The sequence below is a fragment of the candidate division TA06 bacterium genome, assembly GCA_016235665.1.
Taxonomy (GTDB): domain Bacteria; phylum Edwardsbacteria; class AC1; order AC1; family EtOH8; genus UBA5202.
Genome location: JACRJI010000003.1, coordinates 130,006 through 156,550, shown reverse-complemented (window position 1 = coordinate 156,550; position 26,545 = coordinate 130,006). Strand labels below are relative to the sequence as shown.

Sequence of the window (26,545 nt, the reverse complement as noted above, 5' to 3'; positions counted from 1 at the left end):
TATGTACTGCCCGCACTGCGGCACCCTAAACAACCCCGCAGCCAAGCGCTGCACCCAATGCACCGGCCTTTTGCCCGAGCTTAACAAAAAAAGCCTCTGGCAGCAGTTCTACCGGCCGGGGCAGGGCCTGGGCTGTCTGCTGATCATCGCGGCCCTGGCCATCAGCAGCCTCTTCATCATCATTCCCCAATACCGGCTGTACAACATGCAGGTTAACCTGGCCCGGGAGTCCGTCGTCAAGAGCAACATGCGGCAGCTGCGGGTGGCCCTGGACCAGATGGCGGTGGAATACGACAGCTACCCGGCCAGCCTTGACTTGGAAAGCTCCAAGATGGATGAACCCGGCATGGAATACATCTACTCCGTCCTCCGGCAGTTACACAACCCATTTGACCAAAGGGATCCGGCAGTGGGCGAATCCGAGATCGAGCCCCCGGACTGGAAAGCCTTTAAACCCGGACAGATAATATACGTGCCCATGGATGTCAGCGAGGGCCGGGCCCAAGGCTGCGCGATATACGGGGTGGGCAAAAAGGGACTGCTGAAAGAAGTGCTGCGCAGCGGGTTTTGAGCCAATGGATTTTCAAGTTTCCTAAATGAATAGATATTGTTTTATCTATGTTCTTTTTCTTTTTTGTACCGCCAACTAAGAAAAAGAACCAAAAAGAAAAAAGCTCGTCGCAAAGAACCATCCGGGCGTTGCGCTTCTCGCTGACGGCGGGCTTGTCTGAACTCGGGCTTTTGCCAATCCCTCAAACAGGCGCAGACAAGCTTTTAACCGCCGTCAACTGCGATGCTCACTGATGGTTCTTAACGCGACAACGGGGTTGATACTTTGGGTAGGTTTCGTTAGAAACCTTGATGATATCTAGCGATAGCCTTTAGGCTATCGCTAGCTGAGTGAAGCCCCCCGCCAAAGGCGGGGGGCTTCTTGCTATACAGCCATGCAGTCCACAAAACTTCTTACCGCCTGGCCGCAGTTGCTTCCTATCCTGTTCTCCTCCAGCTCGCCGATGGATCTGATCACCAAAAACCCCTGCCGTTCCAAGTCCCGGGCCTTTTCCTCCATCTTGCCGTTTATCGAGCCCAAGTCCTCGTTCAGATCCAGACCATTCTCCCTGCCGGTCGCGGTGGGGTTGGTGGGTGTCAGCTTGACCGCAAAATATTTTGGGTCGAATTTCCTCCTCAGTTCCACCGCATCCAGCGGCCAATCGGGCTGCAGGGCAAAGTTCAGCACCGCCTTGCGCTGGCCCGGCCGGTAAAAAGCCTGGCCGTAATCTGCCAGTTGGCTCAATAACATCTTGGGATAAGGCATGATCACATTGCGCAAAGCCTCATCGGTAGAGTTTATCGAGAACTGCAGTTGGAAATCCCGGAACAGGTCCCGCACTATCAGCAGTTCGCTGAACCAGCGGCTGGAATCCTTGGGCCCGATGGTGGCGATGCAGGGGATCACTCCGGGATACAGGGCGGAAAGTTCGCGGAGCGCTGTGATCACCTGGGAATTTAGGGCCGGCTCGCCCATCCTGGCGAACTGGACCTTGAACTTGGCGCAGGAGTTGGGATCCAGCCCGTTCTCGGCCACTACTGTTTTGACCTGCCCCAGCATTTCATCTGAACTCAAGTTGCCCCTGAACCCGCCTCCGGCGTCGCACATCACGCAGTTCACCGGACAGCCCAGCTGGGTGGAAACGATGATCACCCACTTCTTCAGCCTGTCGCCCAGGACCGGGGAACAGGCATCCACGAACTCCACCAGGTATTTCTGATCATTGCGAAGGCTGGCTATGTAGACCCGGGCCAGTTCAGGTTTGCCGTTCACTTGAAGGATGTTCATTTGCTCCTTTTGACCCTTCCCTCTCCTAATGTTGCTGAGCCGGTCGAAGTATTAGGAGAGGGATAAAGGGTGAGGTCAGCCAGCATGGCAGCTTGTACCCCGCTGCCAAAAGCAATGGCCGCTTGCTTGTGATCCTTGTTTGCCAGATCCCCGGCCAGATACAGCCCTTTGTTCAAGAGCTTTTTTGCTTGACTATAGATAATTGTCCCTGGTACAGATGAACCTATGGCCACCACGGCCCGATCGCATTTAATGTTCCTGTTTTCTGAACCATGGAGAACCAGCTCCTGCCCGTTCAAAGAGATCCTGTCAATTATGGAACCGTATTTTATCTTCACCCCCAGGCCTTCCGCCATTTTGATCAAACCGGGATAGGCTTTCACTTTATCGCCCCTAACCAGCACCGTAGCCTTGGCCCCCTTGGCTGCCAGACTACAGGCCTGATCCAGAGCCACTTCCCCGCCGCCGATGACTGCTATACTCTTGTCTTTCAGTTGCCCAGGAATATCGTCCCAGTAGTAAACCAAGCGTTTCTGTTCAAAGGCTTTCCCAGCGCCGGGGACGAGGAGCTTCTTGGGCTCCAGCCCCCCGGCCATGACCACCGACCGGGAATTGTACAAGTGGTCGTTTATCAAAGAGACAAAACATACGCCTTTATGGTCTATAGCCTGACAAGTGCCTTGGATCGTGCCAATATCAAGGCTCTTCAACTGTTTCACCAGTCCACGGACGATTGTTTTCCCGGAACTTCCTTCCGGCCCGGCCAGAGGAAAGTTCTTTACCCAAAAGGCATGGTTAAGCCGGCCGCCCAAAATGTCCTTTTCGGCCAACAGTACTTTGCGCCCCTCGCGCCCGGCCTGCAGGGCCGCGCCGATCCCGGCCGGCCCCCCGCCGATGATTATGAGGTCGTATGGTTTCATGATATTGTTCACAGTTCATACCAACTCAACCCCATGTCCCCTTCTCTTGGCCGGCAGATGGCCAACATGAACGAAAGAGAAGGGGATGGCAGGGGATGAGTTCGGCCAGTTACCTTAAAATAGGGATAATAAATAGTATGAATTATCTTTGTTAATCTGCGTAATGCTTCGACTCACTCAGCACAACGTCTGCGGACAAGAAATTCCCGGTTATTTCTCTTGTACTCACAACTTCCGCAAAGCCGTGTCCCAGCGCCAGCAGGGCCGCCCGGTGCAGGGCCGGACTTTTGGAGCAGCAGGCATCCCTGACGATCACAGGCTGGAACCCCAGCATAAAGGCGTGCCGAGCGGTGGTATCCACGCAAAGATGGGTCATAGCTCCGCAAAGCACCACCCGGCCAATACCCCGCTTTTTCAGATATTTTTCCAGCCCCGTTCCAATGAAGGCCGAGTAATGCTGCTTGTGAATGATCTTTGCCTTGCCCGGAACGTTCAAGTCTTGTTGAAGCTCACATTGTTTACCCTTGGGCAAATGGCGCCATTTGGCAAGCATCAGGTTCCCGGGACTGTACGACGGCCCATGGATGGTGAAGACCACCGGCCATTTACGGACCTGCGCCAAAGTGACCAGCTTTTTCACCCGTGGCAGTAGTCTCTTGGATGCAGGCAGGTAGGCCGGTGAGGCCGGGTCGAAGAAATATTTCTGGCAATCTATCACCAGCAGGACTGTTTTAGTGTTTTTCATAAATACCTTATTTTTAAACCGCGAAGACACTAAGCATGCACTGAGCGCCACACTAAGTATACAGAAATGTAATGCCGAAGTGAACGCGAAGTGTTTTATTCCTCTGTGTCTCTGTGCCTCTGTGCCTCTGTGCCTCTGTGCCTCTGTGGCTGTAAATAAACGAAGCCACCCACACCGGAAGCTCCGGTCTGGGTGGCTTTTTACAAAACCTTATTGCATGACCAACTTTAATTATATAACAGTGCTGTGCCCGGTGTCAAGCTATTTGGGCATGTTGAAAGCAATGTCCGGTGACTTCTTCTCGGCCTCGGCCACCTTGTACATCTCGCGCTCCATGTAGCCCATCATGTTGGCCACGATCATATCCGGGAACTGGCGGATCCGGGTGTTGAAGATGGCCACCGACTCGTTGTAGAACTCCCGGCGGTCGGCGATCTGGTTCTCCAGCGCGGTCACCCGGCCCTGCAGGTGGACGAAGTTCTGGTCGGCCTTAAGCTGGGGATAGTTCTCGGCCACCGCGAACAGGGTCTTTAGCGCTCCGGCCATGTCCGAGCTGGCCTGGGCCATGCCGGCCGGGGTCTTGGCTTCCATGAACTTGGTGCGGGCCTCGGTCACCTTCTGCAGGGTCTCCTTTTCGTACTGCATGTAGCCCTCGCAGATCTTGACCAGCTTGGGGATCTCGTCAAAGCGCTGTTTCTCCATCACCTCGATGTTGCCCCAGGCCTTGTCGATGTTGACCTTCACCTGGATCAGCTGGTTGTAGATGCTGATCAGGTAGCCGATGACTCCCACCAGCAGCAGTCCGATGATGACCAGCAGCAGGAACACAACTATCATTTTGGTCTCCTTATTAAGTTTTATATTTTCAAATGCCTTTGGTTCTGGCTTGATCCGCTGACCGGTTAGTGAACGATGTTCTTCAGCAGCAAGTAGGCCATCCAGATTATCAATCCGCTGCCGGAGACAAAGGAAAGCCCGGATTGTATGGTTTTATTCTTTATCACCTGGCGCTCGTCCTGGTCGGAGATGATCATGATGTTGTTGGACGGGTCCCGGCTTATCACCACGTCGTCCTCCAGCTGCTGGGGCTTATCCAGCTGTTCCTTTAAAAGGTCCTGCTCGGCCTGCTGGCGGGCCATCTCCCATTCGTCGCAGTCAATTTGGCCGTTGCCGTCCAGGTCGAACTTCTTCAGCCGTTCCTTGTCATCCTTGATGGCCTTCAGCTTCTCAGCCACTTTGAACTTGTGGTCGTCGAAGGCGCTCTTCCACTTTTTGATGGTGCCGATGGCGTAAACGGTGTCGTTGGGGACTATGTACCATTCGGTGTAGCGCATCCTCTGGCCGCCGAAGATGGACGGCGTGCTGTAGGTCCGGGCCTTGCCGCTGGAGATGATGTCGGTGCCGGTGTATTTGTAGTCCGAGAACAGGTGCAGTTCGGCGTCCACCGGATCCACCAGGATCCTGCCGGTCTCGTCCTCCACGTAGAAGAAATGAGTGGAACTGCCTTCGTTGACCACCTTCCAGCGGCTGTTCTTGCCTTCCTGTTCGTATTTTTCCACCAGAAATTTGTAATAAAGGCAATCGGTGAGGGTCAGCGGGCTTTTCAGCCAGACGTAGGGGGCCGCCTTGCCCTGGACCTCGGCCAGCCCCATGGCGGCAGAGCGGGCCTTGGAGCGGGGGATGTTCTCCATTAGGTTTTTCTGCCGCAGCAGCTCAAACCCCAAAGTAAAGACCAGAACGCCCAGCGTCAGCCCCAGCAGGGGAAGCACCACCGAAAAAAAGGAGTAGGCACCGTAAATTCCGCTTCCCCTCATTACTAACGAAACAAGCATATACAGTCCGAATCCCAGAAAGGCAAAGACCTGGGAGGCCTGTTTGCGGTTGTCGCGGAAGTACATGGATATTCTTTGAAGCGGATGCACGACTTTTGGGAAATAGTTATTTGTGATTAGATAATTGGGGGTTGATCTTAGAAATCACACGGTTGTTCATTGTTAATTGTTAATGGCTCTGAGAGAGTTCCAGCAGTACGCCCTTGGTGGCCTTGGGGTGCAGGAAGGCTATCTTGTGTCCGCCGGCGCCGATCCGCGGGGTTTTGTCTATCAGCTGGTATCCCTTGGCGTTTAGTTCTTCCAACGCCTTTTCGATGTTGTCCACTTTCACCGCCAGGTGATGGATACCCTCGCCCTTGGCTTCGATGAACTTGGCGATGTTGCCGTCCGGGGCGGTGGATTCCAGCAGTTCTATCCGGCTCTGTCCGATGCCGATGAAGGCCACTTTTACCTTTTGGCTCTCGACAACTTCTGTGCCCTCGATCTTCAGGCCCAGGTCGGTGTAGAGTTTGGCGGCTTCCTCGATGTTCTTGACCGCGATGCCGATGTGATCGATCTGTGAGGTTTGCATGCATTAATCCTTTTTATTTTTAAAATTACTTCTTACCGCAATATATTTTTCCCGTAATTTAGTAATATCGTTCAAATTGCTAACTGCTTTATATTCAGTATATACCGATTTTGCACTATCGATAGCACTTAGACCTATATTTATCGCAATTGGACTATAATATAGAGTAAGAGTGTCATTATTAATTCTATAACAAGCACTATATAATAAACCTGCTTTTAAAAAATATAAATAAGCCCAGTCCAAACCATCATTATATCTATTCAATATTTTAAGTGACGCGTCTACTGTGTCAATAGCTTCAGTTAATAGTTTAAGACGTTTATCATTATCGTTTTCGATATTTGAGTATTCTGCTAGCAAAACAATATATGATAATTTGATACTTTCTCTGACTTCTTTGCAGTTTAATTTGGATGCTTGTTTTAGTTGGATATTTGCGGAATCAAGATAAATCTTCCTTTTACTTTTATCAATTAAAGTCGTACTAAAATGTATGAATAGGTCTGCTATATTACTATAGTAGGCACTATTCATCAAGGTATCATTTTTGTCCTGTAGTGCTTCATATTTCTTCAAATACGCTCTTGCATTATTATAACACACATTATTTTGGTTGCCGTTTTTCAACATCCGCTCATTCCAATGTCTTCCAGAGTTAAAGTAACAATATGGTATATATCTTCTAAAATGCGTTTTTTCTAATATATTTACTGTCGAGTCTAATATCTTCATAGATGTATTGATGGCGTTTGTGTCATTATACTTACTGTACAAATCGGAAGCTACTACCGACATATTATTAGCAGTAATAAATAAATCTAATGGGCTTTTTACTTTGTCTGCTATAAATACATAGTCATTATATACGCTTCGCGTCATATTGAAATATACATTTCTATCGTAATAGCACCTAGCTGACAGTTTCGCATTCGCGGAATTCAATTTTGCATTAACCCATAAAGTATCATCCTGACCGGCCAAAGCAATAAAACTATCATAGCAAGCAATAGCATTACTATAATTTGTAAATGGCTTTTGAGTATCAGCAAGTTGGTCATAGCATAACCCTTTATAATAGTATTTGGAAACAATGTCTGATTTATCAAATAGATTCAGCGCTTCCAAAATGTGGTTGTCATTAAAATATGCCACACCCAACACAAAATACAATAATTCCGTTATTGAGTCACACACCTGTTTTTTAAACGACAAATAATTCGGACCGTAACTAGTATAAATTCGTTCTCCATTAGCATTTTTAAAATTTATTCCATTAAATGGATTTGCGCAGGTAATGTACGGTTTTATTTGTAATTGGTTTTCATCCTTCCAAATATCACCCCAAATAATAATATTGCCCCTACCTATAATACTCTTGCACAAATCTACTGCATTCTTTCTTCTCTCTTCTTGGTTAGCCCCGTCGACACAATATTTAACTTTATTAATTCTTATCGGTATTTTTTCATCCTGTATTTTGCCAATTATATCTGATATGGCATACGTTAAATTATTAGCATCATCAACTACATTAGAACTGACTGGTTTAAAATTTGTAATAGTGACTGTAATATAACGTTTGTTCAATGGCACACTATATATGCCAAAATAAAGCCCTCCCAATGGAATGAAAATCGCTAACCCTAATAATATTTTAACAAATAATTTTGCTTTCAACAGTAAATTAATTATTATACATATTATCATTATTGAAGAACTAATAATAATAAACCAATTGTTAAATATTGTTTCTCTAAATGACAATGTGAGATAGTGCATTATAAAAAAGAAAACCGTAACACACAATACAATACCAATAAGTATTGGCAATATATTATATTTTAACGCTAATTCTTCGATCTTCTTTTTAGTAAGGTCCCAGGCCATATAATATTACCTTTCTTTTACCTTGGCAACTTCAGCTTCTTGTATTTCTCACAGTCAGTTAGTATCCGTGCTTATTCGCATTCAACAATAGCTCTAAATCAGATTTTTTCTCAAACTAAGACAGAATAATTTCGCCAGCGTCCCCGTCCACCGTGATCATATCGCCGTCTTTTATCAAAGCTGTCGCCCCCTTCACCCCCACAACCGCCGGTATACCGTACTCCCGGGCCACGATGGCCCCGTGGCAGATGCTTCCGCCCACTTCCATCACCAATGCCTTGGAAAGTAGGAACAACGGGGCCCAGCCCGGCTCGGTGAACGGCGCCACCAGGATCTCGCCTTTCCGGAATCTGTGGGCCTGCGAAGGGTCCCGGATGATCCGGGCAATGCCTGTGACCCGGCCGCCGGAGGCCGCCACGCCCTTTAATATTTTACCCTCTTTTGCCGGGGTTGTCAATCCAAATACCCTTATTCCGTCGCTGCGGATGATGAACTCTCCCGGGCTGTCCGCCTGTTTCTGCCAGCGGGCCTGGCGCCCGGCTATCAAGGTCTTCATCTGGGCAGGTTCCAGTCCCTGTCCCTTTTCCTGCCGTTCGATCTCCGGTATGGTCAGGAAAAATATGTCCTCCGGTCCTGCGATCAGCCCGGCCTGCAGGTAGCGCCGGCCGATCTCGGCGATTATCCGGCGGCTGCCGGGAAACACCTTGACCCCGTAGAATTTCTCGTTCTCCCTCCAGGGCAGAAAATCGTGCACCATCTTCAGCGCCCAATCGAATACCCGGCGCTTTATGGAGGACAGCCGGGAACGGATCTCAGCCTCCAGCGCCAACCGCCCGGCCACCGCCTTTTGGAATTGCTCCAGGGGATTATGGTCCTCAGGCCCCAGGCCCATGTAACCCTTGAGCATGGCAAAGATGTAGGTGGGATCTTCCTTCCAGCTGGGATGGCCCGCGTCCAGGTCCTTGGAGCCCCGGTGGCCGTATTCTTCCAGAAAGGCGGTGATCCTTTTCAGGAACTCCCGGCCGGCCTGGCTTTGGTCAAGTTCCCGGCGGACCCGGTGCACGTCATGAATATTGACGAAGTCGGACCCGGCAAAGATATTTTTTACTTCTTCCGGAGCCAAAGAAAGTTTGTAAAGCTCCAGCGCCGTTTCGGTGGTCTTGTTGCCCGGGATCCCGGCCAGCAGGCCGGCGCTTTTCAGGTCCGGCCATTTTTTTATCAGCTTATCTATTACCCAAAGACCCGCCAAGGATTTGCTGGCCACCACCAGCAGGGGAAAGGCGAACCTGGAGATTATATCCGCATAGAGCCGGGCCTGTTCCAGCATTTGCCCTATGGACATCTTTTCCAGGGGCAGTTCCACATACTCCTTTACCTGCACCAGAAATCTTTGGCATCGTTTTTCTATCCAGCGGGGCGAGGCCAGCCAGGGAAATGAAATGAAGGTTGCAAAACCCTTTATCAGCGGGAGGATCAACTGATGCCGGGGCAGCGGTATCTTGGCCGGGACAAAATCACCGCGCTTTTGCAGTTCGGAAAAGGCCGTGGCCGCTTCCTGATCCAGCTTGTCCAGGTGCGGCATGATCATCCGCCCGGCCAGAGGATGCCCCGCCAGCATCGACATGTTCCAGTAGGCCCGGCCGTTGACCAGGTCCACAAACTGGCTGTATTGGGAAAGGACCGAGCCGGGCTTGGCCCCGTACAGCACGTTACCGATCACCGGCACCAGCAGGTCGTTGAAGAAGGACCAGGCCAGGGGCTTTAATGGATAGGCCATGTTCTCCCGGGTGTTCCAGTTGGACCAGAAGATGACCCGGCCCTGCGCCAGCTTTTGGTTGACCGGGTTGCCCCACTGCACGTCCGGCAGGGCCGGCGGGGACGAGACTGAAGTGACGGGGCGGGATTGCAGTATCCAGAACAGCTTTCCGTCATGGGCCCATTCTATGTCCTGGGGCGCGCCGAACAGGGCTTCGAGCTGCCGGGCCAGGCCGGCCAGTTCTTTGATCTGTTCACCGGACAGCACGGAATCCTTGCCGGACAAGCGCTGGGTGATCCTGCCATCGGTCTTGTCAACCGTGTATTCGTCCGGGGAGATCAGTCCCGAGACCAATTTGTCGCCCAGGCCCTGGACGGCGTTGATCAGCATCTGGTCTATTCTACTGCTGACCGGGTCGGTGGTGAAGATCACCCCTGCACTTTGGGCCTTGACCATCAGCTGGACCAGCACCGCCATGCCGGCCCCGGCACCGTCTGTTCCGGTGGCCTGCCGGTAAGCTAACGCCCTGCCGGACCAGAGCGAGGCCCAGCACTTTTTGACGGCCTCCAGCACACCGGACTCGGTTGTTACACTAAGAAATGTATCGTGCTGGCCGGCAAAGGAAAGCTTTGGCAGGTCTTCGCAGGTGGCCGAGGAACGCACGGCCAGGGATCGATCCGCCGGGCTCTGCTTTGCCAGTCCGGCCATGGCCAGGGATATTCCATCATGGATGGCTGCGGGAAATGGTGATTTCACTATCTTGTTTCCGACGGCCGTCCCGGCTTCCTCCGGCTTGACGGAAGCGGTCAGTTCCTTGATCCCGTTTTCCGCCATGAACCGGTCATAGGCGGCGGTGGAGATGCAAAAAAACGGGGGGACTTTGAAGCCCGCCCGGAGCAGCCGCTGCAGGCTGGCGCCTTTCCCCCCGGCTATTGCCAGAGTCCACTCTTGATCTTTATGTAGAATGTATTCCGGCACGGTGCATGGTCCATTTGATGCTGATGAATCTGTGTAAAATACTTATCCAATTAGCTCCGAATACTGGGTAAACACTTGGTGCCAAACCTAGCATGTCGCGTTAAAACGATCAGTGAGCATCGCAGTTGATGGCGGAAAAAGCTTGTCTGCATGTTTGAGGGCTTGGCCAAAGCCCGAGTTCAGACAAGCCCGTCAGCAACGAGAAGCGCAACGCGGGCCCGCTGAATCCTTGCTTGCCCGCCGAAGCTTTGCGTAGGCAGGGCGTAAGCGTAGCCCGGAGAGTTTTAAGCGAGCCCACTTCGCCGAAGTAGCTTTTATATGACAGCCTGCTACGTAGGCTGAACGAGCTTTTTTCTTTTTGGTTCTTTTTATTAGTTGGCGGTACAAAAAAGAAAAAGAACATAACAGGGGTTATATTACGTTATAAACAAATCCACTGTTTTCATTCTACTTTTCCTGAGCAAGCTCGATAGTCCTTCTGCGTAACTCTGTTCCATCTGCGATGAGTATTTCCGTCTTTACCCGTCACTACAGCGACATCAGGGAAAAGACGAAGGCCAGCGCCACCCCCAGCACGAATATGATCCCGTAATTGAAGGACAACAGCAGGAACTTGACCACGGTCTTTCCCAGGTCCTGGCCGTAGAACCTTTTCATGGCCAGCAGCAGGTAGAACGGCAACAGCCAGAAAAGGTAGTCCGCGTGCTGTTTCAGGAACCCGCCTCCCCAGAGATTGATGGTCAGGATGATCGAAAGAACGAAGAACACGTAGGCATGAAAGTGCAGGGAGAATATCAGGTGCTGCATGAAATAACGGCCCCTCCGGAGGTAAAGCAGCTTTAACAGCAGGGCAAAGATCGGCAGCAGCAGGAACATTATGTGCCCGAATTTTTCCACCGCCAGCTCCATCACCTTTTCCGGGTCTTCCTTGGCCTTTTCCCAGCCATGCTCGGCCGCTTTCTCAAAGCGATGGAGGAAACCCGTGGTGTCGCCTGGGGCTTCGGTGGAATCCGTTAAATGCAGGGAAAGACCGGAAGCTGCCGGCTGTGATCCTTCTCCATCCTTGGTCAGACTTGGATCAACGATCTCATGGCGCTTCAAAACCCTTGTGATCAGAGAATCACCGATGCCGGCTTCCTTTAACACTTGGGAGACGCTGTCCGCGGAAGAGACGGCCCCGGTGCTGTCGGCCTCCTGTTCAGCGGTGGTGATGATCTTTCCCAGGTCCACGTGACGGCTGCTTAATGCCAGAAGAAAGAACATCACCAAGCTGATGAAGACATACATCCTTAGCGGCGGCACGTAGCGGACCCGGCGGCCGGCGATGTAGTCGGCGGTGAGCAGGCCGGGCTTGAAAAGCAGGGGAATGATGGTGTGGCCCAGCCGGGCGTCTATCTTCAGCTCGTCCCTTAAGAACTCCTGGATCACCTCGCCAATGGGCACGTCGATCTCGGTCCCCTTTTGGCCGCACTTATAGCAATACTCTCCCTTAAGCCCCTCCCTGCAATTCAGACAGTGGGTCAATTGGTGATGCTTCGGCGATCTTTCGATGGTGATGAAGGCTCCGGTATTATTACGGTATTCCCTGTAAACATCTCCCAGTTCCGCTTCCAGTCCTTTGTCTTCGGCCTTGATCAGAGAACGGATGATGAAAACCCAAACTATGGAGACCGTCAGCATCGCCGGGGAATTGGAAAGAAGCGCGGCGGACATCAAGAATAACAGCAGGCCCAGGAACTGGGGATGGCGCAGTTTTAGGTAGATACCCCCGAACAAGGAGGGGCCGGGGCCGGGGAAAATACTTTTGCGGCCGGCTGCCTTAAGCCCGCCCCAAAGATGGTAGGCGGCTGGGAACAGCAGGATGAAACCAACCAGAGAAGAGAGGGCGGAGGGCCAGGGCAGTTTTTCCAGCCATTTCAGGGACAGCGGGCAATGACGGCAGGAAAAGAAAAGGAACAGATGTGCCGCCAGCAGGATCAAAGAAAAGAACCGGTACTGGGCGGCGCGGCTGCGCCAGCCCCTTTCCGGTTCAACTGCATTCCCGTCCGGTCTCAGGCTTAAAATATAAAAATGCCGGAACAATAAAGCCGTGACGGCCAGCAGTATCAGATCAAGCCATGGGTTCATTGGGCCTCAACCTTCTTTCAGGGTTTTTCTATGCCCAGCTGATTGATGATCTCCAGGGCCACCGAGTATGGATCGGTCTTCTTCTGGTACAATTCCTCCAGGTTCTCCCTGGTCTCCATGTCGTGGGTCAGTTTGGCCCGGGCCCATTTGTCCAGCCGGTTGGTGATGATGTTGTGTACCTCGTCCTTGACCCGGGCCCGGCGCTTGGCTTCCAGCCGGCCTTCGTTCATCAGGTATTCCCGGTGCTTTTCTATGGCCGCGGCCAATTCCTTGACCCCCTGGTTCTCCTTGGCCACCAGCTGCAGGATGGGCGGTAGAAATGTGCTTTGGTCCATCTCCTTTACCGACAGCAGCTGCTCCAGCTCAATCACGCAGCGCTCCACCCCCTCCCGGTCGGCCTTGTTGACCGCGAAGATGTCGGCGATCTCCATGGTCCCGGCCTTCAGCACCTGGACGTCGTCTCCCAGGCCGGGGACTGTGACCAGCACCGTGGTGTCCACCCGGCCGGCCACTTCCACCTCGGACTGCCCGATGCCCACCGTCTCGAAGATCACGATGTCGTACCCGGCGGCGTCCAGTATCTTGGCGGCGTCGGTGGTGGCCAGGGCCAGCCCGCCCAGATGCCCGCGGCTGCCCATGGAGCGGATGAAGACCCCGCCGTCGGTGGCGTGCTGCTGCATCCTTACCCGGTCGCCCAGAATGGCCCCGCCGGAGAATGGGCTGGAGGGGTCCACCGCCAGCACCCCGACCTTTTTCTTTTGTCCCCGGTAAAGCTTGATCAGCTTGTCAACCAAAGTTGACTTGCCGCCGCCCGGCGGCCCGGTGATGCCTATCAGGTAGGCCTTCCCGGTATGCCGGTAAAGCTCCTTCAATAGCAGGGCCGACCCGGCATCGTCGTTCTCGATCACGGTGATGCCCCGGGCTATGGAGCGGATGTCTCCGCTGATTATTTTACCGGCCAGTTCTTTCATGTGTATTTTGATTTTCAGTTCATCAAATAATAACAGATATCCTCCGCATTTTCAACATAAATCAAAAAAAAGAAGCCCCGAAGATGATCGGGGCTTCTGGCTGGCTATCGTACTATCTGTCTACTGTCATTTTTTGGGTGACCACCAGGCCGGCTGCCGATAGCCGCGTAAAGTAAAGACCGTTGGAAACCAGGCGTTCGCTGCCGTCCCGTCCGTCCCACCTTACCTGATAACTGTCGGGCTCCAGCAGATCGTCTACCAGCACCGCCACTTCGCAACCCGCCGGATCAAAGATGCATAACCGCACCGCCGTTTCACTGCCCGTTGCGCCGTTGACCCGGAACAGGATCACGGTTTCATTCTTAAGCGCTTCCGGCTGGATACCAACTATCGCAGCCACTGGTTTCTGGCTTTGAGCCTGATAGTTGGCGGCGTTTTCATCTCTACGGGAAAAAACATCTTCCGCCGGTTTGACCGGAATCGTTCCGGCTGAGGCCAAATCAGCATAGCTAAGAGATACCGGAACATCGCTTCCGGCACTTTGGGCTATGGTTTGTCCGGTCAATATCGCCAGAACAAAAAATAGAATCAAAAGAATGCTTTTCATGGTTGGCCTCCGTACGTTATTATTTGCTTAATATCCTTTCTCCATTTATATTAAGCAAAGCGTATGCCAGGAGACAACCAGTCACATAAAGCCTTATGGTACGAGTTGTTATAGCCCTTGGTGATGATATTTTAGTGGTCCATGATCATGCTATTTAGTCTTTCGGAAAACACATCTGTCATGTAATTGTTGCAATGCCCGCCAACAGAAAGATTAGCTGGCCTGGTCGTGTTTGTGTGTCCTTGCATGGTAAACGTTATTGCAGAATAAAAGAGGCCATGGATATCCACGGCCTCTTTTATTTTTTGTCCGGTTTTTAATTTGATCCTTGTGAACCGCTAACAATGCCCTGCGAATCGAAGGGACACCACCGCCTTAAAGATCACCCTATTACTTGCCCTATACTACCCGGCTTAGTCTGCCGAAGCTCCTTCGAAGGAAAGGCTTGTTACCAAACAAACCGAAGGATAAGTTCTTGTTTCTGCAATCCACCTGCCGGGAAAGTGCAGGTAACGCCATTTTATACCGGTTCCGCCTGTTCTTTTATCTGTCGCCACATATCACCAACCTCCAAAACCGCCGCCCATTTCCCGATATAACTCTCATCCAGGCTTGCCCCCTGCACTTCGTAGACCCTGAGGGCGTCCTGAAACTGCTTTTGACTGCCGCCGGAAAGTTTGGCCCAACGGAGTTTCATCATAATGGTATCCTCGGGACTGGAAACGTAAACCGGGAACCCGAAAACCTCCTCCCGCCGCCGCCGGGCGAAACGTTCCCGGTCAAACGGATCTTCGGTCAATAACCAAAAATCTATCTTGTCTCCGCTGGCCGTCTCGATGACATTGAACATGCTGCGGGCCGAGACGGCTGCTTGGGCGGCCATGATATCATAATGATAATCCGGAGCGGCAAACACGGCGGCCAGTTCCGAGAGCTGTTTCTGGCTAACCACGACCACCATGTCTATGTCATGAGTGGCCCGGGGCTCTCCCTGCATGCTGGAGACCGTGGAGCCGGTGAGCATATAGGGGATCCCGGCTGCTTCCAAAGCCCCGGCGGCCTTTTTTAATAGTTCCTGTTGTGACATTTATTCAGCCTTTTTAGCATTAGCCGGTGCAGTTCCGGCTCGGACATGCCGGGAAACCGCCGTCTTAGGCCGTCCTGGAAAAGCCGGCGGGAAAAATCCGACAGCTCAAAGGCCTTGGCCAGCCTCTGTTCGGGGCTCATGGCCCTGAGGGCTTTTATATATATTTTGTGATTGGGCCGGGCCTTGATATCCACGGTTCCCCTTAAATGGTAACTTGTAAATCGTTACGGGCAAATTGGAAACTTCGCGCGATTGATCAATCACCCTTACAGATTTATTGTGTGCCCTTTGTGCTTTTTTGTGGTAAAACTAATTTTGGTTGATGTAATCCACCACCTGCTGGGACGAGGCCCCGGGAGTGAAGATCTCCTTGATCCCGGCGGCCTTCAGTCCCGGGATGTCGTCGGCCGGGATCACCCCGCCGCCGAAGACCTTGATGTCCGGGGCGTTCTTTTCTTTTAGCAACTGGACCACCCGGGGGAACAGGGAATTGTGGGCCCCGGACAGGCAGGACAGCCCTACCCACTGCACGTCCTCCTGGACGGCGGCGGCGGCGATGGCCTCCGGGGTCTGGCGCAGGCCGGTGTAGATCACCTCGAACCCGGCGTCGCGCAGGGCCCGGGCGATGTACTTGGCGCCGCGGTCGTGCCCGTCCAGGCCGGGCTTGGCGATGAGGATGCGGATCTTGTTTGGCATGTGAATGCTCCTAGTTTATATGACAAAATATTTGTTTTATAAAAAACCTTGCTGCTCCTATGGACACACCCCTTGTTCCCCTCTTCCCCAAGAAGGGACTTGGAAACTATCAGTTTCAAGTAGCCTCCGGCACCTTCCGCTTCTTATTATGCTCATACCTCAGCTGCAGCATCTCCACCAGCAGGGCAAAGCCCATCGGCAGGTAAATATAGGCCTTGGGCACGTGCTTGTGCATCCCCTCCATGAAAATGGTGATCCCGATGGTGATCAAAAACGACAGGGCCAGGATCTTCAAAGTGGGCCGGTCCAGGATGAAATCCCCGATGGGCTTGGCCGCGAACAATATGGCGGCAAAGGAGACGATGACCGCCGCAATTATCACCCACAGCTGGCTGGTCAGCCCGATGGCCGTCACCACCGAGTCTATGGAGAACACTATGTCCAAAAGCACTATCTGGGTGATCACCGCCGCAAAGGCCTGCTTGGCTTTTTTCTCCCGATGCTGTTCTTCCTTCAACTCCACGGTGTGGTGGATCTCAGTCACCGCCTTGTACAGCAGGAACATGCCCCCGGCCAGCAGGATCAGGTCCCGCACCGAAAGGTTAAGGAACAGCGGGTTGGTAAGTTTGGCCAGCCAAAGCAGAATGACCAGCATCACGACCCGGGCCAGCAGGGCAAAGGCCAGGCCCAGCAGGCGGGCCTTGTTGCGCTCTCCGGCCGGAAGCCGCCCCACGAAGATGGAGATCACCAGGATGTTGTCCACGCCCAGGACCAGTTCCAGTCCGATGAGCAGGGCCAGAAGGATGAGTGCGTCGGTCATAGGACTTGAATGTTGTTAGATGCTTTTACAATAGGTTATGTTCTTGGCGCTTCCAAAGTCCCCTCTAATAAGAGGGGGTGATAGGGGTGTGTCATAACCGGGTGCCCGCCACACACCCCTCGTTCCCCTCTCGAGAGGGGACTTAGGTCCCAAACAATTTCGCCCTAAACAAAAAGAACACCGCGCCCAGCAAGCACAACCCGGCCCACAGGTAATCCAGGCTGGGCTTCTCCCGCAGATACAAAATGGAGAACGGCACGAACACGCTTAAGGTGATCACTTCCTGCAGGATCTTCAACTGGCCCACGTTCATCACCTTGTAGCCGATGCGGTTGGCCGGCACCTGCACTAAGTACTCGAACAGGGCGATGCCCCAGCTGACCAAAGCGGCCAAGAACCACGACCGCCCGGACATGTTCTTAAGGTGCCCGTACCAGGCGAAGGTCATGAAGATGTTGCTGACGCACAACAGGCCGGTGGTTAGGTAGTATGGTTTCATATATCAGGACACACCCCTTGCTCCCCTCTTCCCCAAGAGGGGACTTGGTGCGCAGACCTCTCCCCTAATAAGGGGAGAACAAGAGGGGTGTCTTTTGTTTTTTGCTTTACAGTACCACCGATTCCTGGTACTCCCCGAACACTTCTCTCAGCACTCCGCAGATCTCTCCCAGCGTGGCGTACTTCCGCACCGCGTCCACGATGAAGGGCATCAGGTTCTCGCTGCCGTGGGCAGCCCGGTGGATCTCGCCCAGCGCCTTCTTTACCGCCTCGTTGTCACGCTTGGCCTTCATCTCGGCCAGCCGCTTCATCTGGGCGTCCTGCACCGCCTGGGAAACCTTCAGCAGATTCTTGGGAGCCTCTTCCTTTACCGTGAATTTGTTGACCCCGACCACGATCCGCTCCTGGGCCTCCACGTCCTTCTGGTAGCGGTAGGCGCTGTCCTGGATCTCTTTCTGGACATAGCCCTTCTCGATGGCCTTCACCATCCCGCCCAGCTTGTCTATCTTGGCGATGTATTCCAGGGCTGCCTTCTCTATCTCGCTGGTCCGGGCCTCCACGTAATAGGAGCCGGCCAGGGGATCAACGGTATCGGCTGCGCCGGACTCGTGGGCCACTATCTGCTGGGTGCGCAGGGCGATGCGGACCGAATCCTCGGTGGGCAGGGCCAGGGCCTCGTCGCGGGAGTTGGTGTGCAGGCTCTGGGTGCCGCCCAAAACCGCGGCCAATGTCTGGATGGTGACCCGGATGATGTTGTTGTCCGGCTGCTGGGCGGTCAGGGTGCTGCCGGCGGTCTGGGTATGGAAGCGCAGCATCTGGGACGAGGCCTTTTGGGCCTTGAACCTTTCCTTCATGATCCGGGCCCAGATCCGGCGGGCGGCCCTAAACTTGGCCACCTCTTCCAAAAGATCGTTGTGCGAATTGAAGAAGAACGAAAGGCGCGAGGAGAAGTCGTCCACGCTCAGGCCCGAGGCGATGGCCGCCTGGACGTAGGCGATGCCGTCGGCCAGGGTAAAGGCCACTTCCTGGGTGGCGGAAGAACCGGCTTCGCGGATGTGATAGCCCGAGATGCTGATGGTGTTCCACTTGGGCACCTGCTTGGCGCAGTATTCAAAGATGTCGGTGATCAGCCGCATGCTGGGCGTGGGGGGGAAGATGTAGGTGCCACGGGCGATGTATTCCTTTAGAATGTCGTTCTGGATGGTGCCGTTAAGCTGGTCGGCCTTTACCCCCTGCTTCTCGGCCACCGCCACGTACATGGCCAGCAGTACCCCGGCCGGGGCGTTGATGGTCATGGAGGTGGAGACCTTGTCCAATGGAATACCGTCGAACAATATTTCCATGTCGGCCAAAGAATCGATGGCCACGCCCACCTTGCCCACCTCGCCGGCGGACATGGGGTCGTCGGAGTCGTAGCCGATCTGGGTGGGCAGGTCAAAGGCGATGGACAGCCCGGTCTGGCCCTGGGCCAAAAGATACTTGTAGCGCTTGTTAGACTCGGCCGCATCGCCGAAGCCGGCGTACTGGCGCATGGTCCAGAACTTTCCCCGGTACATGGTGGGCTGGACGCCCCGGGTATAGGGGTACTGGCCGGGGAAGCCCAGATCTTTCTGGTAATCCAGGCCCTCGGTCTCGCAGGGGGTGTAAACCCGCTTGACCTCGTCGCCCGAGGTGGACAGGAACTGCTTCTTGCGCTCGGGGTACTTGGCCAGCATCGGCTGGACGCAGGTGTTGTCCCATTCCTTGAGAGTGGTGAACAGATCCTGCTTCTTGGGCTGGACAGCCACTTTGAGGGTCGGCTTCTTGGCCGGAGTTTTCTTCTTCACCGTTTTGACGGCTTTTTTGATCTTGGGCTTGGCTTTGATCTTGGTCTTTGCGCTTTTCATGATTCACCTGCCTGTTGTGAAGATTTATATGATGATGTTTTTTGCCATTAGTTGGCATCTCTACCCGCAAAACTTGTCCTGTGCGGCGCCGAAAGATACGCGAAATACTTTTTAATTTAAACCATCAATATTTAGCGATTTTTGCGTGTTTCGCGGGAAAGGCCGCGGTAGTTGGTATTCAGTTTTTGTCCTTCCGTTCGTGGAGCATCTCCAGCACCAGGGCCAGCAGGTACATTGTTAAAGAGCAGTAAATGCCCTTGGCCAAAAAATACCAGGACATCCCGTCGTTGCTGAACTTTCCCTGAAACACCCCGTTGCCCAGCAGAAAAGTGTAGAGACAGATGGCCATCACCACCATGGCCGCAGCCGAGGTGATCTTTTTCAGCTTTTTCATGGGCGCTCCTTTATGGTATATTGCAAAAATATTATAGCACTATCCATTAAAAAATGCAAAATAAAAAAGGGACTGTTTTCACAGTCCCTTTTTGGTCTGAGTTCCGGTTTATTTGACTATCAGAAGTTTCTTGGTGGCGCTGAAATTCCCTGCCTTAAGCTGGTAGAAATAGATGCCATTAGCCATGGTATTGTCGTTAATTTTGACCTGGTGATACCCGGCCGGCTTCTGTCCTTCGTTGATGGTCTTCACCAATTGCCCGGCCACATTGTAGACCTGAAGCCGGACATCGGATGCTTTGGGCAACTGGTATTTGATGACAGTTTGACCGCGCGATGGATTAGGGTAAGCCGCCTGCAGGGCAAAGATCTTGGGCAGGGCCGGATCGGTTGGGTTGCCCTCCACTCCGGTAAGGTTGCGGAGGCGGAAGGAGCGGATATTTGATGAAATCGTATTGCTGCTGTTAATGGCAATATTGGCATGATCACCTGCGTCGATCATATACGACATCACCGCGGTATCGCCTTCCGTAACTATTTGGGCTGGTATTTCTGCAATAAAAGTATCCGCAGCAGCCCTGGTCATAGCCACTGAAGGCCATGATTTGCCAGACATTTGATAGTATAATGTTGCATAATCCACCCCCGAAAAATCGGTGATCACCGCTTTGACCGTATAAGGCCCATAGCCATCCAGCGAATCATTATCGGCGTCCAGGCTGTCCCACCAGGCGATGGTCGGAGCTGCATAATCTATTCGGTACATCACATAGGTTGTGATATTACCCATAAAAGGCGTTCCTGCGCCCAAATTATTGGTCGTGGCCGACTGGGTCTCCAACGCTCCGCGAAGATAAACATTGTCGCCGTAGATCGCGGTGTCGGCTCTCCAGTCATTTCCGGTCAGCCAGTCCAGCGAAGAATCGGTGCTGGAGGAGTACGTCCCGAACTTCCAGAACGATTGGTTTGTGGCCAAGCAGAAAACTCCTTCGCTTATGGTCGTATTGTACGGGGTCCAATGGTTGGTTGAGGTCACTACCTGGTTTTTGCTGTTTCCAGTGAAAATATATTTCCAGGTGGCCTCGTTGTCATCGGTGGTTACTTTTGTATCCTGCTCCACGACCTGATCAAGAACCACCGCCCGACCGGCGGTGTAGCAGGCCAGGTATACCTTGCCGATGGCCGGATTCACAACCACCTGTCTGGGTCCCGCCGGCATAGTCATGGTCTTGACGCTGCGGCTGGCGCAGTCTATGATGCTCAGGCTGCTGCCGTCGCTGTTGGAGACGAAGACCTTGCCCGTCACCGGGTCGGCCGCGATCCATTCCGGATGTACCCCCACCTTGATGGTGCTGGTGCCGTTGGTGGCTCCGTCGATCTCGGTCACGGTGCTGTCGTTGTAATTGGTGACGTAGATCTTGTTGTTAGCCCGGTTCACCGCCACCCCGGACGGCCAGTTGCCCACGGTCACATTGGTGCTGGTGTTAGTGGCCCCGTCTATCACCGCTACCTGGCCCCCGGTCTGGAGCTTGGCCGCGTAGATCTTGTTGGTCACCGGATTGATGTCTATCTTGTACGGCCGGTTGACCGAAACCGAGGTTAGCACCGTGTGGCTCGCCCCGTCTATCACCGTGACCGTATTGCTGACATCATTGCCCACATAGATGCGGTTGGTGGCTGGATTTACTGCGATGGAGAACGGCTTGGATCCCACCAGCACCGAGGTGGTGTCCCAGTCCTTCCCGTCTATTACCTTGACCCGGTTGGCCGAGGCAAAGAAACTGTTAACGTAGATATAGTTGGTCAGGGGATTGACCGCCACTATGGTGGGCAGGGTATCCACTGTTATGGTTCGCTCCACTGAGTAGCTGGCGCCGTTGATCACCGAAACTGATTTGCTGGCGAAGTTGCAGACGAACACCTTGTTGCTCAGAGGATTCACCGTGATCATCCTTGGATCGTCGCCCACCACGATGGTCATTGTGTCCCCGTTGGCCTTGATCACGGTTACATTGTCGCTGCTGCTGTTGCTGAAGAAGACGTCGCCTGTGATGTGGTTGACCGCGGCGAACTGGGTGCCGCTCTTGGAGGCCGTGATGGTGGTATCAAAGTCCGAGCCGTCGATCACCGCCAGGCTGTCGGGGTTACCGGCCTCCACGCGCACATATATCTTGTTGGTGGCCGGGTTCAGGGCCAGCGTGCTTGGAGCATGGCCCAATACCACTGAGTCGCGCAGGCCGCTTTTCCAGTCGAGCACCGTCACAATGTTGTCAGTCATGCCATGGGTAATGTAAAGTTTTCCGGTGGATGGGTTGATGGCCATCAGGTCGGGGCCTAATTTTACCGGGACATCGCTGACCACGGCATTGGTCGAACAATTGATGGCGGTGACCGTACCGCCCAGATTATTGGCCACATAAACTGTCTTCGCCCCCGGATCGGTCACCACCGACATCGGATAGTCGCCCACTTTGATTTTTTTGATCGCCTCCGGCGGAACTATTGCACAATCAATCACTGTGACGCTGTCCTCAAGGGCATTGGCCACATAGACCTTGTTGGCTGCGGCGTTGATGGCCAGACCGATCGCCCGCTGTCCGGTGGTAATGTGCATGATGCTGTACTGGCCCAGGTTAAGGGTTCCGACGCTGTTGGAGTTTCCATAGGTAATGAATAGGGCATGGTTAATCGGGTTTAAAAACAGGTGCGCCGGTCCATCATTGACCGGGTATGATAGCCACAAAGTATCGCTGGCAAAGATGCTGATGGTATCACTGCCGCTGTTGGCCACATACAGCCGGTCATTGTCGGAATCGACCACCATCGACCAGGGCTCTTTCTTGACCGGCATTTTTTTTATTATGGTCCCGGTGGTGTCGAAAATTACCACCGTATCATTTGTGGCTGAACCGTTGATGGATACATACAATTTGCCGGTGACGGGATTGACCGCCAGGAACCGGGGATTCTGTCCGGGAAACCAGGTTTGGACCTGGTTGGTGCGGCCGTTTACAACGGTGATGGTGTTCGACGGCGTGTTGGCCGTAAAGGTAAGATTACGCACCGGATCGATGGCCATCATCGGGTAAGTACCGCTCTCACCCACACCCACCGTGGCAGTGTGCCAGTCGGCTGAAGACGGAATAGCCGCCAGTGTGACCACGGCCAGCGCCAGCAAGAATAATTTACGGCAAGACTTCATTGGTGTTCTCCTTTGCTTATTGTTCCTAAAATAATTATGGGAGCGGCTGTATAGCTCGGCCGCTCCTTGTTACGAGTTGCCCTATTTTAGAACCACTAGTTTTTTGGTGGCGCTGAATTCCCCTGCTGTTAATTTATAGAAGTAGATTCCATTGGCCATAACATTGTCCTTCAAGCCTATCTGGTGGTACCCCGCCGGCTTCTGTCCTTCGTTTATAGTCTTCACCAATTGCCCGGCCACGTTGTATACCTGAAGCTGGACATTTGAAGCTTTGGGCAATTGGTATTTGAGGACAGCTTGACCGTGGGAAGGATTGGGATAGGCCGCCTGCAGGGCGAAGGTCTTGGGTAGGGCCGGATCAGTTGGGTTGCCATCCACTCCGGTCAGGTTGCGGAGATGGATCACCCGCTGGCTGGTAGCTGAGTAATTGAAGGTGCCATAAGGATTTTGCGCATGGTCTTGTGCCTCTATCATGTAGGACAGGGCTGCCGTATCGCCGTAAGCCAGGATCTGGGCAGGGATCACTCCCACAAAGGTGTCGGCCAGGGCCCGGGTCATGCCGGTGTAGGCCTTCGCCGGGTTGTAGTGAAGGTAGACCGTGTCCAATCCCGAAAAGTCGGTGATCACCGCTTTGACCGTATAGGGCCCGTAGCCATCCAGTGAATCGTTGTCGTCTGCCAGGCTGTCCCACCAGGCGATGGTAGGAGTAGCATTGTCCAGCCGGTACATCACATCGGTGGTGATGTTGCCAATAAATGGCGTTCCTGAACCCAGGTTGTTGGTGGCGAAGGCTTGGGTTTCCAGAGCACTGCGGCGGTAAACGTTATCCCCGTAGATTGCCGTGTCTGATCCCCATCCGTTCCCGGTCAGCCACACCAAAGAGGAGTCGTTGCTTGAGCTACTTGCGCCGAACTTCCAGAATGACTGGCTGGTGGCCAGGCTGAAAAATCCTTTATTGATTTTTGTTTTATAGGGAAGCCAGTGATTTATGGTGGACACGGAACGATTTTGGTTGCTTCCCGGGAAAACGTGGGCCCAGGTGGTGCCGCCGTCATAAGTAGTCACTTTGACATCCTGTTCCACGGTCTGGTCCAAGACCACCGCCCGCCCGGCGGTATAGCAGGCCAGGTAAGCCTTGCCGGTGGCCGGATTCACGACTACTTGTCTCGGCCCGGCCGGCACCGCCATGGTCTTGACGCTGCGGCTGGCGCAGTCTATTATGTTCAGGCTGCTGCCGTCGCTGTTGGAGACGAACACCTTGCCGGTCACCGGGTCGGCCGCGATCCATTCAGGATGAACGCCCACCTTGATGGTACTGGTGGCGTTGGTCAGACCGTCGATCTCTGTCACCGTGCTGTCGTTGTAGTTGGTGACGTAGATCTTGTTATTGGCCCGGTTGACAGCCACTCCGGAGGGCCAGTTACCCACGGTCACATTGGTGCTGGTGTTAGTGGCCCCGTCTATCACCGCCACCTGGCCGCTGGTCTGGAGCTTGGCCACGTAGATCTTGTTGGTCACGGGGTTGATGTCTATCTTGTACGGCCGATTGACCGGAACAGAGGTTATCACAGTATGGCGGGCCCCGTCGATCACTGTCACCGTGTTGCTTACGTCATTGCCCACATAGATCCGGTTGGTAACCGGGTTCACCGCGATGGAGAAGGGTTTGGATCCCACCAACACCGAGGTGGTGTCCCAGTGCTTGGTGTCTATGACCTTAAGCCGGTTGGCCGAGGCCAAAAAACTGTTGACATAAACATAGTTGGTCAGCGGATTGACAGCCACGATGGTTGGCAGGGTATCAACGGTAATGGTGTTCTCCACGGAATAGCTGGCGCCATTTATGACCGATACCGACTTGCTTCCGGTGTTGCAGACAAACGCTTTATTGGTAATAGGATTAACGGCGATCATTCTTGGGTCGTCTCCCACCGCGATGGTCAGGGTGTCGCCGTTGGCCTTGATCACCGTCACGTTGTCCGCATTGCTGTTGCTGAAGAAGGCGTCCCCGGTGATGGGGTTGACCGCGGCGAACTGGGTGCCGCTTTTGGCCACAGCGATGGTGGTATCATAGTCCGAGCCGTCGATCACCGCCAGACTGTCATTGACGGTTGCGCCGCACTCCAATACGGCGTAAATGCTGTTGGTGGCCGGGTTGAGCGCCATCCGGCCCGGGGCGTGGGTCAGCACCACGGAATCGCGGACCACCCCGCTGCGCCAGTCCAGGATCATCAGCACCGGGATGGCGTTATCGTTGCCCACGTAAAGTTTTCTGGTGACCGGGTTGATGGCCATCTGAATGGGAAATGGTTTGACCAAAGCCTGTCCGGCGCTGGTGTTGGTGGAACAATTTACGGCGGTTACCGTGCCACTGCTCATATTGGCCACATAGGCCTGCTTGGCCGCCGGATCGCAGACCACCGATACCGGATAATCGCCGGAGTAAAGCTTGGCTTCCTTGACATAGCCCCAGCAGTCGAATACCGTCACGCTGTCGTCGTCGGTGTTGGCCACATACAGCCGGTTGACCGAGGCGCAGACCGCCATGCCGTAAGCCCGCCGGCCGGACCATAGCGTATTGGTAAGTTCACCCGAGCGACGGATGACGGTAACCGAATCGGAAAGCTCGTAGGACACCCAGACGTAATGCTGCACCGGGTCCAGCACCATTGCCCGGGGGCGATCCTTAACCACTACGTTCCTCAGCAGCGCTTCGTTCTTGAAGATGCTCACGGTGTCGCTGCCATAATTGGCCACGTACAGAAAATTGCTATCGGCGTCAAAGACCATCGCCTTGGGGTGGTTCTTGACCTCCAGCTTGGCAACCACCGAACCGAGGGTATCCACCACCATGATCGTATCCACGGTAGAGGAACTGTTGGTGGCCACATACAGCCTGCCGGTGATCGGATTGACCGCCAGGCAGTTCGGCCCGGCGCCTACCCACCAGCCCTGAACCGCATTCGTCTTTCCATTGGTCACGCTGATCATGCCGCTGCCGCTGTCGGCGGAGAATACCAGGTTGCGCACCGGGTCAACGGCTACGCTCTTGATGCCGTTCCCCAAGCCCACCGTGCCGGTCTGCCAGTCGGCCATGGCTGGCAGTGCTACCAGGCCCAGGGCCAGCGCCAGCATTGCCAGTTTACTCCAAGTTCTCATGTGTGACCTCCTTATAAATTTAGTTTACTGATTATTTTACTAATAACTTTCAGTACCCGGCCAGGCTTATCTCACTTATGGACACGGCAGCTCCGGTCGCCGCAGATTCCTGCCTATCTTCAGGCTTCAGGCTTATCCCCAGACCCCGCCGCTGTTTGTTGGTGGTGGCCGGGCGGGCCTGGATCACTCGAACGTACTTGCGGACGGCCTGCTCAACTTCCGCCCGTTTTTGCTCTTTGTCCTCGGTGGCCAGCCGGGCCGCCTCCTGGGCCGACCGGTGCCTGACAAAGGCCTGGCTCCAGGCGTTTCTAGCTTTCTGCAGTTCGGCGGCTTCGCTGTCGGTCAGACCCAGCTCTGACCTATGCTGGGTGCTGTATTCTATGAAATCGGCCACCCATCGGTCGAACACGCTGTCCGGGCGGGGAAGATAATCCGGCATTTTAAGTTCTCCAAGCTGATCGTTTATCCAGGAACGGCAAACCTGTTCCCTTCTCCGTTCTCTTTGTCCCCTTGAACAAGGGTTCAGTATATAACACCGATTCTTAGTTTTTTCTTAGTTTTGGGAGACAA

23 protein-coding genes are annotated in these 26,545 nt (G+C 53.6%); 2 read left to right on the top strand and 21 right to left on the bottom strand.

The window, feature by feature from the left end:
* Position 1 precedes the first annotated feature (1 nt).
* Positions 2 to 571: a zinc ribbon domain-containing protein gene (locus tag HZA73_01390; protein MBI5804680.1), complete on the top strand. Its 570-nt coding sequence runs from the start codon at positions 2 to 4 to the stop codon at positions 569 to 571.
* 47 nt (positions 572 to 618) lie between these two features.
* On the top strand, positions 619 to 804 hold the full coding sequence (locus HZA73_01385) for a hypothetical protein (protein MBI5804679.1): 186 nt from the start codon (positions 619 to 621) through the stop codon (positions 802 to 804).
* Between the two features lie 130 nt (positions 805 to 934).
* Here HZA73_01385 and HZA73_01380 read toward each other — a convergent pair whose 3' ends face one another.
* The 21 genes from HZA73_01380 to HZA73_01280 form a co-directional block, all read right to left on the bottom strand.
* The gene (locus tag HZA73_01380) at positions 935 to 1,837 is read right to left on the bottom strand and encodes a radical SAM protein (protein ID MBI5804678.1); all 903 of its coding nucleotides are present in this window, start codon (positions 1,835 to 1,837) and stop codon (positions 935 to 937) included.
* Positions 1,834 to 2,757 (bottom strand): NAD(P)/FAD-dependent oxidoreductase, encoded by a 924-nt coding sequence (locus tag HZA73_01375; protein ID MBI5804677.1) that lies wholly within the window; start codon positions 2,755 to 2,757, stop codon positions 1,834 to 1,836. Before HZA73_01375 ends, HZA73_01380 begins: the two co-directional genes overlap by 4 nt.
* 151 nt (positions 2,758 to 2,908) lie before the next feature.
* The gene (locus HZA73_01370) at positions 2,909 to 3,502 is read right to left on the bottom strand and encodes a cysteine hydrolase (GenBank protein MBI5804676.1); all 594 of its coding nucleotides are present in this window, start codon (positions 3,500 to 3,502) and stop codon (positions 2,909 to 2,911) included.
* A gap of 261 nt (positions 3,503 to 3,763) precedes the next feature.
* A complete protein-coding gene (locus HZA73_01365; protein MBI5804675.1) occupies positions 3,764 to 4,339 on the bottom strand; it encodes a LemA family protein in 576 nt (191 codons plus the stop codon).
* A 65-nt stretch (positions 4,340 to 4,404) separates the two neighbouring features.
* Complete coding sequence (locus HZA73_01360; GenBank protein MBI5804674.1) at positions 4,405 to 5,400, bottom strand: hypothetical protein; 996 nt, start codon at positions 5,398 to 5,400, stop codon at positions 4,405 to 4,407.
* A 103-nt stretch (positions 5,401 to 5,503) separates the two neighbouring features.
* The gene (mce, locus tag HZA73_01355) at positions 5,504 to 5,905 is read right to left on the bottom strand and encodes a methylmalonyl-CoA epimerase (protein MBI5804673.1); all 402 of its coding nucleotides are present in this window, start codon (positions 5,903 to 5,905) and stop codon (positions 5,504 to 5,506) included.
* A gap of 3 nt (positions 5,906 to 5,908) precedes the next feature.
* The gene (locus tag HZA73_01350) at positions 5,909 to 7,795 is read right to left on the bottom strand and encodes a hypothetical protein (GenBank protein MBI5804672.1); all 1,887 of its coding nucleotides are present in this window, start codon (positions 7,793 to 7,795) and stop codon (positions 5,909 to 5,911) included.
* Positions 7,796 to 7,910: 115 nt separating this feature from the next.
* Positions 7,911 to 10,529 carry a hypothetical protein gene (locus HZA73_01345; GenBank protein ID MBI5804671.1) on the bottom strand — a complete coding sequence of 873 codons (2,619 nt, stop codon included), beginning with the start codon at positions 10,527 to 10,529 and terminating at the stop codon, positions 7,911 to 7,913.
* 528 nt (positions 10,530 to 11,057) lie between these two features.
* On the bottom strand, positions 11,058 to 12,656 hold the full coding sequence (locus tag HZA73_01340; GenBank protein ID MBI5804670.1) for a DUF3667 domain-containing protein: 1,599 nt from the start codon (positions 12,654 to 12,656) through the stop codon (positions 11,058 to 11,060).
* A 17-nt stretch (positions 12,657 to 12,673) separates the two neighbouring features.
* Positions 12,674 to 13,627 (bottom strand): methylmalonyl Co-A mutase-associated GTPase MeaB, encoded by a 954-nt coding sequence (gene meaB, locus HZA73_01335; GenBank protein ID MBI5804669.1) that lies wholly within the window; start codon positions 13,625 to 13,627, stop codon positions 12,674 to 12,676.
* A gap of 112 nt (positions 13,628 to 13,739) precedes the next feature.
* A complete protein-coding gene (locus HZA73_01330; GenBank protein ID MBI5804668.1) occupies positions 13,740 to 14,234 on the bottom strand; it encodes a hypothetical protein in 495 nt (164 codons plus the stop codon).
* 520 nt (positions 14,235 to 14,754) lie between these two features.
* A complete protein-coding gene (locus HZA73_01325) occupies positions 14,755 to 15,321 on the bottom strand; it encodes a hypothetical protein (protein ID MBI5804667.1) in 567 nt (188 codons plus the stop codon).
* Positions 15,300 to 15,515 carry a hypothetical protein gene (locus tag HZA73_01320; GenBank protein MBI5804666.1) on the bottom strand — a complete coding sequence of 72 codons (216 nt, stop codon included), beginning with the start codon at positions 15,513 to 15,515 and terminating at the stop codon, positions 15,300 to 15,302. The genes HZA73_01325 and HZA73_01320 overlap by 22 nt, the downstream gene beginning before the upstream one ends.
* Before the next feature lie 115 nt (positions 15,516 to 15,630).
* Positions 15,631 to 16,017, bottom strand: coding sequence for a cobalamin B12-binding domain-containing protein (locus HZA73_01315; GenBank protein ID MBI5804665.1), 387 nt, complete (start codon positions 16,015 to 16,017; stop codon positions 15,631 to 15,633).
* A 115-nt stretch (positions 16,018 to 16,132) separates the two neighbouring features.
* On the bottom strand, positions 16,133 to 16,837 hold the full coding sequence (locus tag HZA73_01310; protein ID MBI5804664.1) for a TerC family protein: 705 nt from the start codon (positions 16,835 to 16,837) through the stop codon (positions 16,133 to 16,135).
* Positions 16,838 to 16,979: 142 nt separating this feature from the next.
* Positions 16,980 to 17,336 (bottom strand): DMT family protein, encoded by a 357-nt coding sequence (locus HZA73_01305; GenBank protein ID MBI5804663.1) that lies wholly within the window; start codon positions 17,334 to 17,336, stop codon positions 16,980 to 16,982.
* Positions 17,337 to 17,442: 106 nt separating this feature from the next.
* Positions 17,443 to 19,221: a methylmalonyl-CoA mutase family protein gene (locus tag HZA73_01300; protein MBI5804662.1), complete on the bottom strand. Its 1,779-nt coding sequence runs from the start codon at positions 19,219 to 19,221 to the stop codon at positions 17,443 to 17,445.
* A gap of 178 nt (positions 19,222 to 19,399) precedes the next feature.
* On the bottom strand, positions 19,400 to 19,615 hold the full coding sequence (locus tag HZA73_01295; GenBank protein MBI5804661.1) for a hypothetical protein: 216 nt from the start codon (positions 19,613 to 19,615) through the stop codon (positions 19,400 to 19,402).
* A 108-nt stretch (positions 19,616 to 19,723) separates the two neighbouring features.
* On the bottom strand, positions 19,724 to 22,816 hold the full coding sequence (locus HZA73_01290) for a T9SS type A sorting domain-containing protein (GenBank protein ID MBI5804660.1): 3,093 nt from the start codon (positions 22,814 to 22,816) through the stop codon (positions 19,724 to 19,726).
* Positions 22,817 to 22,897: 81 nt separating this feature from the next.
* Entirely contained in the window at positions 22,898 to 25,975 is a 3,078-nt protein-coding gene (locus HZA73_01285) for a beta-propeller fold lactonase family protein (GenBank protein ID MBI5804659.1), read from the bottom strand.
* 49 nt (positions 25,976 to 26,024) lie between these two features.
* The gene (locus HZA73_01280) at positions 26,025 to 26,414 is read right to left on the bottom strand and encodes a hypothetical protein (GenBank protein MBI5804658.1); all 390 of its coding nucleotides are present in this window, start codon (positions 26,412 to 26,414) and stop codon (positions 26,025 to 26,027) included.
* Positions 26,415 to 26,545: the final 131 nt, after the last annotated feature.